The organism is Pseudomonas maumuensis, assembly GCF_019139675.1.
Classification (GTDB): Bacteria; Pseudomonadota; Gammaproteobacteria; order Pseudomonadales; family Pseudomonadaceae; genus Aquipseudomonas; species Aquipseudomonas maumuensis.
Genome location: NZ_CP077077.1, coordinates 1,151,129 through 1,164,431 on the forward strand (window position 1 = coordinate 1,151,129; position 13,303 = coordinate 1,164,431).

13 protein-coding genes are annotated in these 13,303 nt (G+C 63.6%); 4 read left to right on the forward strand and 9 right to left on the reverse strand.

All coding sequences use genetic code 11. The features are described from left to right. Positions 1-25 precede the first annotated feature (25 nt). Positions 26-316, forward strand: a complete 291-nt coding sequence (locus KSS90_RS05385) for a GIY-YIG nuclease family protein (RefSeq protein ID WP_217868495.1) — start codon at positions 26-28, stop codon at positions 314-316. Between the two features lie 44 nt (positions 317-360). Here the strand turns inward: KSS90_RS05385 and yejK are convergent, their stop codons facing one another. After that, on the reverse strand, positions 361-1,368 hold the full coding sequence (gene yejK / locus KSS90_RS05390; protein WP_046854292.1) for a nucleoid-associated protein YejK: 1,008 nt from the start codon (positions 1,366-1,368) through the stop codon (positions 361-363). A gap of 391 nt (positions 1,369-1,759) precedes the next feature. Here yejK and KSS90_RS05395 point away from each other — a divergent pair, with 391 nt between their 5' ends. After that, the gene (locus KSS90_RS05395) at positions 1,760-2,041 is read left to right on the forward strand and encodes an HU family DNA-binding protein (protein ID WP_217868496.1); all 282 of its coding nucleotides are present in this window, start codon (positions 1,760-1,762) and stop codon (positions 2,039-2,041) included. 47 nt (positions 2,042-2,088) lie between these two features. Here the strand turns inward: KSS90_RS05395 and rlmF are convergent, their stop codons facing one another. The 5 genes from rlmF to KSS90_RS05420 all read right to left on the reverse strand — a co-directional run bounded on the left by rlmF (position 2,089) and on the right by KSS90_RS05420 (position 8,483). Further along, positions 2,089-3,039 carry a 23S rRNA (adenine(1618)-N(6))-methyltransferase RlmF gene (rlmF, locus tag KSS90_RS05400; RefSeq protein ID WP_217868497.1) on the reverse strand — a complete coding sequence of 317 codons (951 nt, stop codon included), beginning with the start codon at positions 3,037-3,039 and terminating at the stop codon, positions 2,089-2,091. Positions 3,040-3,158: 119 nt separating this feature from the next. After that, on the reverse strand, positions 3,159-6,005 hold the full coding sequence (locus KSS90_RS05405) for a valine--tRNA ligase (protein ID WP_217868498.1): 2,847 nt from the start codon (positions 6,003-6,005) through the stop codon (positions 3,159-3,161). Positions 6,006-6,133: 128 nt separating this feature from the next. Then, complete coding sequence (locus KSS90_RS05410) at positions 6,134-6,505, reverse strand: hypothetical protein (RefSeq protein ID WP_046854295.1); 372 nt, start codon at positions 6,503-6,505, stop codon at positions 6,134-6,136. Positions 6,506-6,510: 5 nt separating this feature from the next. Continuing rightward, the gene (locus tag KSS90_RS05415) at positions 6,511-6,939 is read right to left on the reverse strand and encodes a DNA polymerase III subunit chi (protein ID WP_023629112.1); all 429 of its coding nucleotides are present in this window, start codon (positions 6,937-6,939) and stop codon (positions 6,511-6,513) included. A 50-nt stretch (positions 6,940-6,989) separates the two neighbouring features. Continuing rightward, positions 6,990-8,483: a leucyl aminopeptidase gene (locus tag KSS90_RS05420; RefSeq protein ID WP_217868499.1), complete on the reverse strand. Its 1,494-nt coding sequence runs from the start codon at positions 8,481-8,483 to the stop codon at positions 6,990-6,992. 290 nt (positions 8,484-8,773) lie between these two features. Here KSS90_RS05420 and lptF point away from each other — a divergent pair, with 290 nt between their 5' ends. Continuing rightward, positions 8,774-9,889: an LPS export ABC transporter permease LptF gene (gene lptF / locus KSS90_RS05425; RefSeq protein ID WP_217868500.1), complete on the forward strand. Its 1,116-nt coding sequence runs from the start codon at positions 8,774-8,776 to the stop codon at positions 9,887-9,889. After that, complete coding sequence (gene lptG, locus KSS90_RS05430; RefSeq protein ID WP_217868501.1) at positions 9,882-10,943, forward strand: LPS export ABC transporter permease LptG; 1,062 nt, start codon at positions 9,882-9,884, stop codon at positions 10,941-10,943. Before lptF ends, lptG begins: the two co-directional genes overlap by 8 nt. An 80-nt stretch (positions 10,944-11,023) precedes the next feature. Here lptG and KSS90_RS05435 read toward each other — a convergent pair whose 3' ends face one another. The 3 genes from KSS90_RS05435 to gcvT form a co-directional block, all read right to left on the reverse strand. After that, positions 11,024-11,512: an RDD family protein gene (locus KSS90_RS05435; protein ID WP_046854298.1), complete on the reverse strand. Its 489-nt coding sequence runs from the start codon at positions 11,510-11,512 to the stop codon at positions 11,024-11,026. 93 nt (positions 11,513-11,605) lie between these two features. Next, on the reverse strand, positions 11,606-11,818 hold the full coding sequence (locus KSS90_RS05440) for a cold-shock protein (RefSeq protein WP_046854299.1): 213 nt from the start codon (positions 11,816-11,818) through the stop codon (positions 11,606-11,608). Positions 11,819-12,166: 348 nt separating this feature from the next. After that, positions 12,167-13,288, reverse strand: coding sequence for a glycine cleavage system aminomethyltransferase GcvT (gene gcvT, locus KSS90_RS05445; RefSeq protein WP_217868502.1), 1,122 nt, complete (start codon positions 13,286-13,288; stop codon positions 12,167-12,169). Positions 13,289-13,303 lie beyond the last annotated feature (15 nt).

The window sequence follows — 13,303 nt, forward strand, 5'->3', positions numbered from 1 at the left end:
ATCTTCAGTGCTATCGAATCGAGACGTGAGCGAAACACCTGCAACCGCCCAGAGCAAACCCTGGTATGTCTACCTGGTGCGCGCCGCCAACGGCTCGCTGTACTGCGGTATCAGCGACGACCCGCAGCGGCGTTTCATCAAGCACCAGAGAGGGCAGGGCGCTCGATATTTCAAGACCAGCCCGGCGCAGGCGCTGGTCTATGTGGAGCAGTGGCCGGACAAAGGCGAGGCGCTGCGTCAGGAACGCTTGGTGAAGAAGCTGCGCAAGGCGGCGAAGGAGGCACTGGTGGCGTCCTATGTAGAAAGCATCGTCTGAGCGGTTGGAGCGGGCTTGTCCCGCTCCCGTGGTGGCCCGCGCCGTCAGTCCTTGCGGCGTTTCAGCTGATCGATCAGTTGGGTCGGCAGCCCTTTGATGACCAAGGTTCCGGCTTCTTCGTCATATTCGACCTTCGAGCCGAGCAGGTGCGCCTCGAAGCTGATCGACAACCCTTCGGCACGTCCGGTGAAGCGGCGGAACTGGTTGAGGGTGCGTTTGTCGGCCGGGATCTCCGGCGACAGCCCATAGTCGCTGTTGCGGATATGGTCGAAGAACGCCTCGGGGCGGTCTTCGTCGATCAGGCTGGAGAGCTCTTCAAGCGTTACCGGCTCGCCCAGCTTGGTCTGGGTGGTGGCGTAGTCGACCAGGGTCTGGGTCTTCTCGCGGGCGGACTCTTCCGGCAGGTCTTCTTTCTCGACGAAGTCGCTGAAGGCCTTGAGCAGGGTGCGAGTCTCGCCCGGGCCATCAACACCTTCCTGGCAGCCGATGAAATCGCGGAAGTAATCCGAGACTTTCTTGCCGTTCTTGCCCTTGATGAACGAGATGTACTGCTTGGAGTTCTGGTTGTTCTTCCACTCGGACAGGTTGACCCGCGCCGCCAGGTGCAATTGCCCCAGGTCCAGGTGGCGCGAGGGGGTCACGTCGAGCTCGGCGTTGACTGCCACGCCTTCGCTGTGGTGCAGCAGGGCGATGGCCAGGTATTCGGTCATGCCTTGCTGGTAATGGGCGAACAGCACGTGGCCGCCGGTGGACAGGTTGGATTCTTCCATCAGCTTCTGCAGGTGCTCGACGGCAACACGGCTGAAGGTGGCGAAGTCTTTCTCCTCGTCCTGGTACTGCTTGAGCCAGCCGCTGAATGGATAGGCGCCGGACTCGCCGTGGAAGAAGCCCCAGGCTTTGCCTTGCTTGGCGTTGTAGCTGTCGTTGAGGTCGGCAAGCAGGTTCTCGATGGCGTCGGAGGCCGCCAGTTCGCTGTCGCGAGCATGGAGCACGGCGGGGCTGCCATCGGGCTTCTTGTCGATCAGGTGAACGATGCAATGACGGATTGGCATGGAATTCTCGGTGATAGGAGCGGTGAAAAGCCGGGCTGCAAAAGGCGTTCAGTTTAACCCAGGGCGAGGGTGATGCAGTGGCCAGATGTTGGCGTATATGCCGGTTGTTCGTTTTTTGTTCAAATATTTGCGATTTTTCTGAAAGCCCCCGAAAAACCTGAACAAAAACGCGGTGGGCAGCGGATATTTATCGATTCCTGTGGTAGCTTTGCGCGGTCTTGCGCCCCTTGGGTGGCGCATTGCTGGCAGATCGCTTGCGCGGTGTCGAACCAAACGCCGATTTGCGTATCTACATACGCGATCGACGCGGCCTCTGGATTGTCCCGGGCTGGCCCGACCACCGACCAAGCACGCTGCACAACCTCTGATTTGATAGGGAAGGAACACCACCATGGCACTGACCAAAGACCAACTGATTGCCGAAATCGCTGACTCCATCGATGCGCCGAAAACCACCGCGCGTAATGCCCTGGAGCAACTGGGCCAGATCGTCGCCGACCAACTGGAAAATGGCGTTGAAATCACCCTGCCAGGCATCGGCAAACTGAAAGTCTCCGAGCGTCCTGCCCGTACCGGCCGCAACCCTTCGACTGGCGCTGCCATCGAAATCGCTGCCAAGAAAGTCGTCAAGTTCGTTCCAGCCAAAGTGCTGACCGACTCGATCAACAAGTAATTGTTGATTTGACGAAACCGCGCCCGGCTTGCCCGGGCGCGGTTTTTTCATGCCCGTGATTTACGCAGGGCGTGCCATTGCTGGCGTGCGCCATCGTCCTGGAAGCTCCAGGCGACCATGCGGCTCTGCTTCTGCCCCTGGCCCATCTCGATGATGCGCAGGGCCTTCACCCCGGCCTTTTTCAAGGCTGCCTCGATACCCGGCAGGTTGCTGGCCTTGGACACCAGGCTGGTGAACCACAGCACCTGGGCGGCGTACTGCGCGCTTTCGGCGACCAACTGGGAGACGAAGCGGATCTCGCCACCTTCGCACCACAGTTCATTGTTCTGCCCGCCGAAGTTCAGCACTGGCAGCTTGCGCTTGGGGTCCTGCTTGCCGAGGTTCTTCCATTTGCGCTGGCTGCCGCGGGTGGCTTCCTCGCGCGAGGCGTGGAAGGGCGGGTTGCATAGGGTCAGGTCGAAGCGCTCGTCGGCCTGCAGCAGGCCGCTGAGGATGTGCTTGCGATTCGCTTGCAGGCGCAGGCCGATGGCCTTGTCGAGCTTGTTGGCCTGGACGATGGCCTTGGCCGAGGCCAGGGCTACGCCGTCGATATCGGAGCCGGTGAAGCGCCAGCGGTAGTCGCTGTGCCCGAGCAGGGGGTAGATACAGTTGGCGCCGACGCCGATATCCAGAGCATGCACCTGGGCGCCGCGAGGGATTTCACCACCGTTGTCCTCGCCCAGCAGGTCGGCCAGCACGTGGATGTAGTCGGCGCGGCCGGGGATCGGTGGGCACAGGTAGTCGGCGGGGATGTCCCAGTGCTGGATGCCGTACTGGGCCTTGAGCAGGGTGCGGTTGAACACCCGCACGGCCTCGGGGTTGGCGAAGTCGATGCTGGGCTTGCCGTAGGGGTTGGTGATGGTGAAGCGGGCCAGGTCCGGATGTGCCTTGATCAGGGCGGGGAAGTCGTAGCGGCCCTGGTGGCGGTTGCGCGGGTGCAGGGTGGGTTTCTGGGTCATGGTGGAGTCCTGAAAAAGCATCGCCGGCAAGCTGGCTCCCACAGGACAGTGCAGTACCTGTGGAAGCCGGCTTGCCGGCGATGGGCTGCGAAGCAGCCCCCTATGGCTTCACGTTTGAATTACAGCGCAGCAATCCGCGCATGCTGTTCGGTGAAGTTGGCCAGGGCCTGCTCCGACTCGGCCAGCTTGGCACGTTCCTTCTCGATCACCGCAGGCGGGGCCTTGTCGACGAAGGCGGCGTTGGACAGCTTGCCGCCAACGCGCTGGACTTCGCCCTGCAGGCGCTGGATCTCCTTGCTCAGGCGCGCAAGCTCGGCATCTTTGTCGATCAGGCCGGCCATCGGCACCAGCACCTGCAGGTCACCCACCAGTGCGGTGGCCGACAGTGGCGCTTCGTCCTGCTCGCCGAGCACGGTGAACGACTCGACCTTGGCCAGCTTCTTCAGCAGGGCTTCGTTTTCCTGCAGGCGACGCTGATCGTCGGCGTTGGCGTTCTTCAGGAACAGTGGCAGCGGCTTGCCCGGGCCGATGTTCATCTCGGCGCGGATGTTGCGCAGGCCGACCATCAGCTCCTTGAGCCATTCGATGTCGCCTTCGGCGGCGGCGTCGATGCGGCTCTCGTTCGCTTCAGGCCACGGCTGCAGCATGATGGTCTTGCCTTCGATGCCGGCCAGCGGCGCGATGCGCTGCCAGATCTCTTCGGTGATGAACGGCATGAACGGGTGCGCCAGGCGCAGGGCGACTTCCAGCACGCGCACCAGGGTACGACGGGTGCCACGGGCGCGCTCGACCGGGGCGTTCTCGTCCCATAGCACCGGCTTGGACAGTTCCAGGTACCAGTCGCAGTACTGGTTCCAGATGAACTCGTACAGCGCCTGGCTGGCCAGGTCGAAGCGGAACTGCTCGAGCTGGCGGGTCACCTCGGCTTCGGTACGCTGCAGCTGCGAGATGATCCAGCGGTCGGCCAGCGACAGCTCGTAGGCTTCGCCGTTCTGGCCGCAGTCCTCGCCCTTGTCCAGCACGTAGCGGGCGGCGTTCCAGATCTTGTTGCAGAAGTTGCGGTAGCCTTCGACGCGGCCCATGTCGAACTTGATGTCACGACCGGTGGAAGCCAGCGAGCAGAAGGTGAAGCGCAGGGCGTCGGTGCCGTAGCTGGCGATGCCTTCGGGGAACTCGGCCTTGGTCTGCTTGGCGATTTTCTCGGCCAGCTTCGGTTGCATCATGCCGCTGGTGCGTTTTTCCAGCAGGGCGTCGAGGGTGATGCCGTCGACGATGTCCAGCGGATCGAGGACGTTGCCCTTGGACTTGGACATCTTCTGCCCCTGGCCGTCGCGCACCAGGCCGTGTACGTACACGGTCTTGAACGGCACTTGCGGGGTGCCGTCCTCGTTCTTGATCAGGTGCATGGTCAGCATGATCATCCGGGCGACCCAGAAGAAGATGATGTCGAAGCCCGTGACCAGCACGTCGGTGGAGTGGAATTTCTTCAGGAACTCGGTCTGTTCCGGCCAGCCCAGGGTGGAGAAGGTCCACAGGCCCGAGCTGAACCAGGTGTCGAGCACGTCGTCGTCCTGGCGCAGTTTCACATCGCTGCCCAGGTTGTGCTTGGCGCGCACTTCGGCCTCGTCGCGGCCGACATAGACCTGGCCGGCCTCGTCGTACCAGGCCGGGATGCGGTGGCCCCACCACAGCTGGCGGCTGATGCACCAGTCCTGGATGTCGCGCATCCAGGAGAAGTACATGTTCTCGTACTGCTTGGGCACGAACTGGATGCGGCCGTCTTCCACTGCAGCGATGGCAGGTTCGGCCAGCGGCTTGGTGGAGACGTACCACTGGTCGGTCAGCCATGGCTCGATGACGGTGCCGGAGCGGTCGCCTTTCGGCACCTTCAGGGCGTGGTCGTCGATGCTGACCAGCAGGCCTTGGGCGTCCAGGTCGGCGACCATCTGCTTGCGCGCGACGAAGCGGTCGAGGCCGGCGTACTGGGCCGGCAGCGAGGTGTCGAGCTGGTCGTTGACGCTGCCGTCGAGGTTGAACGCCTGCACCGCGGCCAGCACGGTGGCGTTCTTGTCGAAGATATTGAGCAGCGGCAGGTTGTGGCGCTTGCCGACTTCGTAGTCGTTGAAATCGTGGGCCGGGGTGATCTTCACACAGCCGGTGCCGAATTCGGGGTCGCAGTAGTCATCGGCGACGATCGGGATCAGGCGGCCGACCAGCGGCAGTTCGACGAACTTGCCGATCAGGGCCTGGTAGCGCTCGTCGGTCGGGTTGACGGCAACGGCGACGTCACCGAGCAGGGTTTCCGGACGGGTGGTGGCGACCACCAGGTGGTCCTTGCCGTCGGCGGTCTTGGCGCCGTCGGCCAGCGGATAGCGCAGGTTCCACAGGTGGCCCTTCTCGTCGTGGTTTTCCACTTCGAGGTCGGAGATTGCCGTGTGCAGCTTGGTATCCCAGTTGACCAGGCGCTTGCCGCGGTAGATCAGGCCATCTTCGTGCAGGCGCACGAAGGCTTCCTTGACCGCCTCGGAGAGGCCGTCGTCCATGGTGAAGCGCTCGCGGCTCCAGTCCACCGACGAGCCCAGGCGGCGGATCTGGCGGCTGATGTTACCGCCCGATTGATCCTTCCACTCCCAGACCTTCTCCAGGAACTGCTCACGGCCCAGGTCATGGCGATTCTGGCCTTTGGCCTCGAGCTGGCGCTCGACCAGCATCTGGGTGGCGATACCGGCGTGGTCGGTACCCGGCTGCCACAGGGTGTCGCGCCCTTGCATGCGGCGGAAACGGATCAGGGCGTCCATGATCGCGTTGTTGAAGCCGTGGCCCATGTGCAGGCTGCCGGTCACGTTCGGCGGCGGGATCATGATGGTGTAGGACTCGCCTGCACCTTGTGGGGCGAAATAGTTCTCGGACTCCCAGGTGTTGTACCAGGAAGTTTCGATGGCGTGCGGCTGGTAGGTCTTATCCATGCGCGGCGGGACCCTTAGGCATTAATTCGGGAAAGCCGGGAAGTATAACCAAGCTGCGCGTTTCAAGACAGGTGTAGCGGGCAAGCCCGCTTGTGGGAGCGGGCTTGCCCCGCGATGTGGACGAAGGGTTACTCGGAACGCTTGAGCAACCGCTCCAGCCGCGCATCGAGGCGGCGCTTGATCTCGGTCTCGATGTGCGGGGTGAAGTCGTTGATCACGTCCTGCATGATCGACTGCGCCGCGGCGCGCAGTTCGGCGTCCAGATGCAGCAGGGTGTCCTGGCGGCGGGTCTGGGCATCCTCTTCAGGTGCCGGAGTCGGTGCAGGCGCTGCGGCGGCGGGCGCTTCGGCACTCGGCTCGTCGAGCAGCAGGGGGATCTGCTCCACGGTTTCGGTCAGCAGGGGCGGTTGCAGGTCGGCGTCACCCAGCAGCTCGCGGATCGACTCGAGGTCGTCGAGCAGGTGGGCGGAATGGGTCAGGGAGTTCAGCTGCTTGTCCATCGTCGTCAGAGTCGCTGTAAGCGGTGGTCTTGCAGAGCATAGCCCTGTTCGCGGTAGAAACGGAATCGCTCGCGAGCGGCCAGGCGGATGGCCGGCTCCTCGACGACGATTTCGGCGACCCGTTCGAACTGGCCGACAAAGGCCGGAACCTCGCCGCCCAGGTTGATCAGCAGGTCGCGGTGTTGGCCGGCATCGGCGCCGACACCCAGCGCGACAACGGCGTCCGGGTGTTGTTCGGCATGGTCGTGGGGCAAGAAGGCCTCGCCCTTGAACTGCCACAGGCGCAGGTCGAGTTCGCTGCGCTGGGCCTCGTCCTGGCAGTGCAGGTAGACCCGGTGGCCGAGGCGCCAGGCCTTTTCGCACAGCTTGCAGGCGAAATCCAGGCGCACCGACAGCGAGTCGCTGGGCAGGATGTAGAAATCGACTTTGCTCATGATCGTTCAGTGCCGGCCGGTGGCGCAGGGGCGCCACCGGCCATGTGCCATCAGGCGCCGGCGCGGTCCAGCAGGTACTGGGTGAGCAGCGGAACCGGGCGGCCCGAGGCGCCCTTGTCCTTGCCACCGCTGATCCAGGCGGTGCCGGCGATGTCCAGGTGCGCCCAGTGGTAGGCCTTGGCGAAGCGCGACAGGAAGCAGCCGGCGGTGATGGTGCCGGCCTTCGGGCCACCGATGTTGGCGATGTCGGCGAACGGGCTGTCCAGTTGCTCCTGGTACTCGTCGAACAGCGGCAGCTGCCAGGCACGGTCGTCGGCACGCTTGCCGGCGTCCAGCAACTGGCCGACCAGCTCGTCGTCGTTGCCCATCAGGCCCGAAGTGTGGCTGCCCAGGGCAACGATGCAGGCGCCGGTCAGGGTGGCGATGTCGATCACTGCTTGCGGCTTGAAGCGTTCGGCGTAGGTGAGGGTGTCGCACAGCACCAGGCGGCCTTCGGCGTCGGTGTTGAGGATCTCGACGGTCTGCCCGCTCATGGTGGTGACGATGTCGCCGGGACGGGTGGCGCCGCCGCTCGGCATGTTTTCGGCGCAGGCCAGCAGGCACACCAGGTTGATCGGCAGCTGCAGCTCGAGCACGGCGCGCAGGGTGCCGAACACGCTGGCGGCGCCACACATGTCGTACTTCATCTCGTCCATGCCGGCGCCGGGCTTGAGGCTGATGCCGCCGGTGTCGAAGGTGATGCCCTTGCCGACCAGCACGAACGGCTTCTCGCTCTTCTTGCCGCCCTGGTACTGCATGACGATCAGGCGCGGCGGTTGGTCGCTGCCCTGGCCTACGGCATAGAACGCGCCCATGCCCAGGTCCTTGATCTTCTTCTCGTCCAACACCTCGACCTTGAGGCCCTTGTGTACCTTGCCCAGGTCCTTGGCCTGCTCGGCGAGGAAGCTCGGGTGGCAGACGTTCGGCGGCAGGTTGCCCAGGTCGCGGGTGAAGGCCATGCCGGTGGCGATGGCGCTGGCATGCTTGACCGCGCGCTCGGCCTCGGCCTGGCCGGCCTTGGCGGTAAGCAGGGTGACTTTTTTCAGGGCGCGCGGTTCGGCCTTCTGGCTCTTGTAACGGTCGAACACGTAGGTGCCGTCGAGCAGGGTCTCGGCCAGCAGGCGATATTTGCCGTAGTGGCCATCGCGACCGGTGACGGCGATGTCGTCCAGGGCCAGCACGGCATCGCCGCCACCCAGGCCCTTGAGCACGCCGGCGACGCTGGCCACCAGTTTGCGCCAGGCGCGGTCGCCGAGGGCTTCGTCCTTGCCGCTGCCGACCAGCAGCACGCGCTCGGCCTTCAGGCCCGGCAGGCTGTGCAGCAGCAGGGTCTGGCCCGGCTTGCCGGCCAGGTCGCCACGCTTGAGCAGCGCGCTGATGGCGCCTTCGGTGGCCTGGTCGACGGCCTTGGCGGTGGCGCCGAGCTTGCGGCCTTCACCTACGGGTACGACCAAGGTTGCGGTCTTGACGGATACAGCGGCTACGCTTTTTACAACCAATTCCATGTCTGGGGTCCCCGAATGATCTGTCAGTGGGCGCTGTCTTTCGCAGGCGCTCGGAAAACGCGGCTGGCGGGCGCTGCCTGCCAGCGGAAAAGCTGCCAGTTTGAGCCTGCCGCGACCACGATGACAACCCCGATATGCGCCATGCTGCGTGGCCAAGTGACAGGCGCCGTCAATCACAGGATAATGCGCGCACTTTTACATGGAGGTTCGCCTTGGCGAACCGGCATTGGTCTTGGCTGTCCGAATCGTTCGTTTGGCTTTCCGCCCCTGACAACCCAGGAGTGTCTGGTTTGATCGTCTTTCGTTATCTGTCCCGCGAGGTCCTGGTGACCTTGAGCGCCGTCAGCGCTGTGCTGCTGGTGATCATCATGAGCGGTCGCTTCATCAAGTACCTGGCCCAGGCGGCCCAGGGCGCGCTCGATCCGAGCGTGCTGTTCATGATCATGGGGTTCCGTCTGCCGGGCTTCCTGCAATTGATCCTGCCGCTCGGGCTGTTCCTTGGCATCCTGCTCGCCTATGGCCGGCTGTATCTCGAAAGCGAGATGACCGTGCTCTCGGCCACCGGCATGAGCCAGCAGCGCCTGCTGACCGTGACCATGGTGCCGGCGGCGCTGGTCGCCCTGTTGGTCGCCTGGCTGAGCTTGAGCCTGGCGCCCCTGGGGGTTTCCCAGGTGCAGAAAATCATCGCCCAGCAGGATGCCCTGACCGAGTTCGATACCCTGGTGCCGGGCCGCTTCCAGACCCTGCGCGACGGCTCCCGGGTGACCTACACCGAGCAGCTGTCCGATGACCGCATCAAGTTGGGTGGGGTGTTCATCTCCGAGAAGCGCTTCAACCAGGACAAGACCAAGGACCGTGCGCCTTCGGTGCTGGTCGCCGAGAAGGGCCACCAGGAAGTGCAGGCCGACGGCAACCGCTACCTGGTGCTGGAGAACGGCTATCGCTATGACGGCAACCCGGGCCAGGCCGACTACCGGGCGATCAAGTACGACACCTATGGCGTGCTGTTGCCCAAGCCGGAAGTCGCCGAGGAAGTCACCGAGCGCGAAGCGATTCCGACGTCCGAACTGTTCGGGCATGAAGGTATTCGCGAGCGGGCCGAGCTGCAATGGCGCCTGTCGCTGCCACTGCTGGTGTTTGTCGTGACGTTGCTGGCGGTGCCGCTGTCGCGCGTCAATCCACGCCAGGGCCGCTTCCTCAAGCTGCTGCCGGCGATCCTTTTGTACATGGCCTATCTGACGATGCTGATTTCCGTGCGTAGCGCCCTGGAGAAGGGCAAGCTGCCTATCTCGCTGGGTATGTGGTGGGTCCATGGCCTGTTCTTGCTGATCGGCCTGGCGCTGATGTACTGGGAGCCGCTGCGCCTCAAGCGCGCCGCTCGTCGTGCGGAGGTGGCCCGTGGTTAAACTGGACCGCTACATCGGCAAGAGCGTGCTGCTGGCGATCGCCGCCGTGCTGGGCATCATCCTTGGCCTGGCCTCGCTGTTCGCCCTGATCGACGAACTGAACGACCTGAGCGCTACCTACACCTTCCTGGACGCCGGCAGTTTCGTCCTGCTGACCGCGCCGCGTCGGCTCTACGACATGCTGCCGATGGCGGCGCTGATCGGCTGTCTGATCGGCCTGGGCAGCCTGGCCAGCAGCAGCGAGCTGACCATCATGCGCGCCGCCGGCGTATCCATCGGCCGCATCGTCTGGGCGGTGATGAAGCCGATGCTGGTGCTGATGCTGGTCGGCCTGCTGATCGGCGAGTACGTGGCCCCGGTGACCGAGAACAAGGCCCAGGCCGACCGTTCGCTGGCCCAGGGCGGTGGCGAGGCGCAAAGCTCCAAGCGCGGCATGTGGCACCGCCAGGGCGAGGAATTCGTGCATATCAACTCGGTGCAGCCCAATGGCCTGTTGCTGGGTGTGACCCGCTACCGCTTCGACGCCGAGCGCAAGATCCAGACTTCCAGCTTCGCCCGCCGGGCGCAGTACGTTGAAGGCAAGTGGATGCTCAACGATGTGTCCACCACCTACTTCCGCGGCGATCACACCGAAGTGGTCAAGAGCCCTGAAGAGGTCTGGGACGTCTCGGTAACCCCGGAGCTGCTCAACACCGTGGTGCTGGCGCCGGAGTCGCTGTCGATCACCGGTCTGTGGGATTACATCCACTACCTGGCCGACCAGGGGCTGAACAACTCGCGCTACTGGCTGGCGTTCTGGACCAAGGTCCTGCAGCCTGCGGTCACCGCGGCCCTGGTATTGATGGCGATCTCGTTCATCTTCGGCCCGCTGCGCTCGGTGACCCTGGGTCAACGCGTGTTCACCGGTGTGCTGGTGGGCTTCGTGTTCCGCATCGCTGGGGACTTGCTGGGGCCATCGAGCCAGGTGTTCGGCTTCCCGCCGTTGCTGGCGGTGGTGATCCCTGCGGGTATCTGTGCGCTGGCGGGCTTGTGGTTGATGCGCCGGGCCGGCTGATAGCCCGGAGCGCATGAAAAAGCCGACCTCAGGGTCGGCTTTTTTGCACTCGCTTTTCGCAGGTCTGATGCCCGCGAAGCTCACTTCTTGCGCTTGGGCAGGCGTACCAGCTGGGTCTCGGAATAGATGTCATGCCAACTGCGTTTACGTTTGTCGAACAACGACCAGATGAAGCCCAGCCCCAGGCACAGCCACGATGCGATCGACACCACGAAACGCAGCAACGCCTGCCAGAGGCTGATGGCGCTGCCATCGGCGTTCTGCACGCGCATGCCCCACACCTGCATGCCGAGGGTCTGGCCGCCGTGGGTCCAGAACTTGGCGAAGAAGCCGAACAGGGCGAACAGCAGGATAGTCGACAGCAGCGGGTCGCCGTCCAGGGCACCGGCCTCGGTCAGCTCGCGCATGCGCGCCTCGCCGATGATCGCCATCTGGATCATCTTGTAGGCGCCGGCGGTGACGATCAGCAGCGCGGTGCATAGCAGGAAGTCGTAGAACATCGCGGCCAGGCGACGGCCCAGGCCGACCGGCGGAAAATCACCCTGGGGGTTGAGCAATGGCTTGGACATGCATGACAGCTCCAGATGGCAAAGGCCCATTCTATGGAATTGCGCGCACAAAAAAGCCCCTGTGCGTCAACACAGGGGCTTTTTATCGGAAGATCAGCCTTCGGCCTGGACTTCGTCAGCCTGCATGCCTTTTTGGCCTTGAACGGCAACGAAGGTCACTTTCTGGCCTTCTTTCAGGCTCTTGAAGCCGTTGCCTTGGATGGCGCGGAAGTGCACGAACAGATCCGGACCGCTTTCTGGGGTGATGAAGCCGTAACCTTTCTCGTCATTGAACCACTTGACGGTACCGTTCTGACGCTCAGCCATTGTCTTATTTCCTATGAAACTTAAATATTGATGACAGTTTCTTTCACACTTTTTGTAAGTGAAAGACTACTGGGCTGGGTTGCAGGAAAGTAAGAGACGTCGAACGGGTTGTAGCAGATTGCGGCTACTGGCCCAGGTCACGAACTGTTGCGACCCATGCAAACACAGTGCAATGACTCTACGCCAACTGCCGAACGAAAAACAAGCCCTCGCGACGGGTGAAAAGCAGGCTTTTCCCGATCACCGAACGATTTGTCGGAAACGCCGTGGCGCCTGGCCTGGCGCTATGTTCAGAAGTTATTGGACAGGTTCGAAAACGAATATGTCGAACCCGTCCAATCCACTCATTCAGCCACGGTAGTAACGTTGCGCCACGAAAGGCATTTTGCTGACTTTCATGGCAACTTGCTTGCCACGCACCATTGCAAACAGCGCGGTATCCAGCGTGGCGTGTTCGTTATCGACATAGCCCATTGTGACCGGCGCGCCGAGCGTCGGGCCGAAGCCGCCGCTGCACACCTCGCCGACCACCTTGCCTGCCGCGTCGACGATCTGCGCGCCTTCACGCACCGGGGTACGCTCCTGGGGCAGCAGGCCTACGCGCTTGCGCGCCACGCCAGCCTGTTGCTGGGCAAACACGGTATCGGCACCCGGGAAACCACCGGCACGTGCGCCGTCGGCGCGGCGCACCTTGGAGATGGCCCACAGCAGGCTGGCCTCGATCGGCGTGGTGGTGGTGTCCATGTCGTGGCCGTACAGGCACAGGCCGGCCTCCAGGCGCAGCGAGTCGCGTGCGCCCAGGCCGATTGGCTGTACCTCTGGCTCGGCCAGCAGCCGGCGCGCCAGCGCTTCGGCCTTGTCGGCCGGCACGGAAATCTCGAAACCGTCCTCACCGGTGTAGCCCGAGCGGCTGACATAGCAGTCGGCGCCGAGCAGTTGAACAGGCTGGAACTGCATGAACGTCATCTTCGCCACCGCAGGCGCCAGGCGCTCCAGCACCTTGACCGCCGCCGGACCTTGCAAGGCCAGCAGGGCGCGTTCCTCGAACAGTGGCTGGATCTCGCAGCGGCTGCCGATGTGCTGGCGCAGGTGGGCCAGGTCCTGCTCCTTGCAGGCGGCGTTGACCACCAGGAACAGGGTGTCGTCACCGAGGTTGGCGACCATCAGGTCGTCGAGGATGCCACCCTCGGCATTGGTGAACATGGCATAGCGCTGCATGCCCACCGGCAGGTCGATGATGTCCACCGGCACCAGGGTTTCCAGGGCCTTGGCGGCGTCGTTGCCGCGCAGGATGATCTGGCCCATGTGCGAAACGTCGAACAGGCCGGCCTGCTCGCGGGTGTGCAGGTGCTCCTTGAGCACGCCCAAGGGATATTGCACGGGCATGTCGTAGCCGGCGAACGGCACCATGCGCGCGCCCAGTTCCAGGTGCAGGGCGTGCAGCGGGGTCTTGTGCAGTGTTTCGGACATCGGTGACTCCTCGGT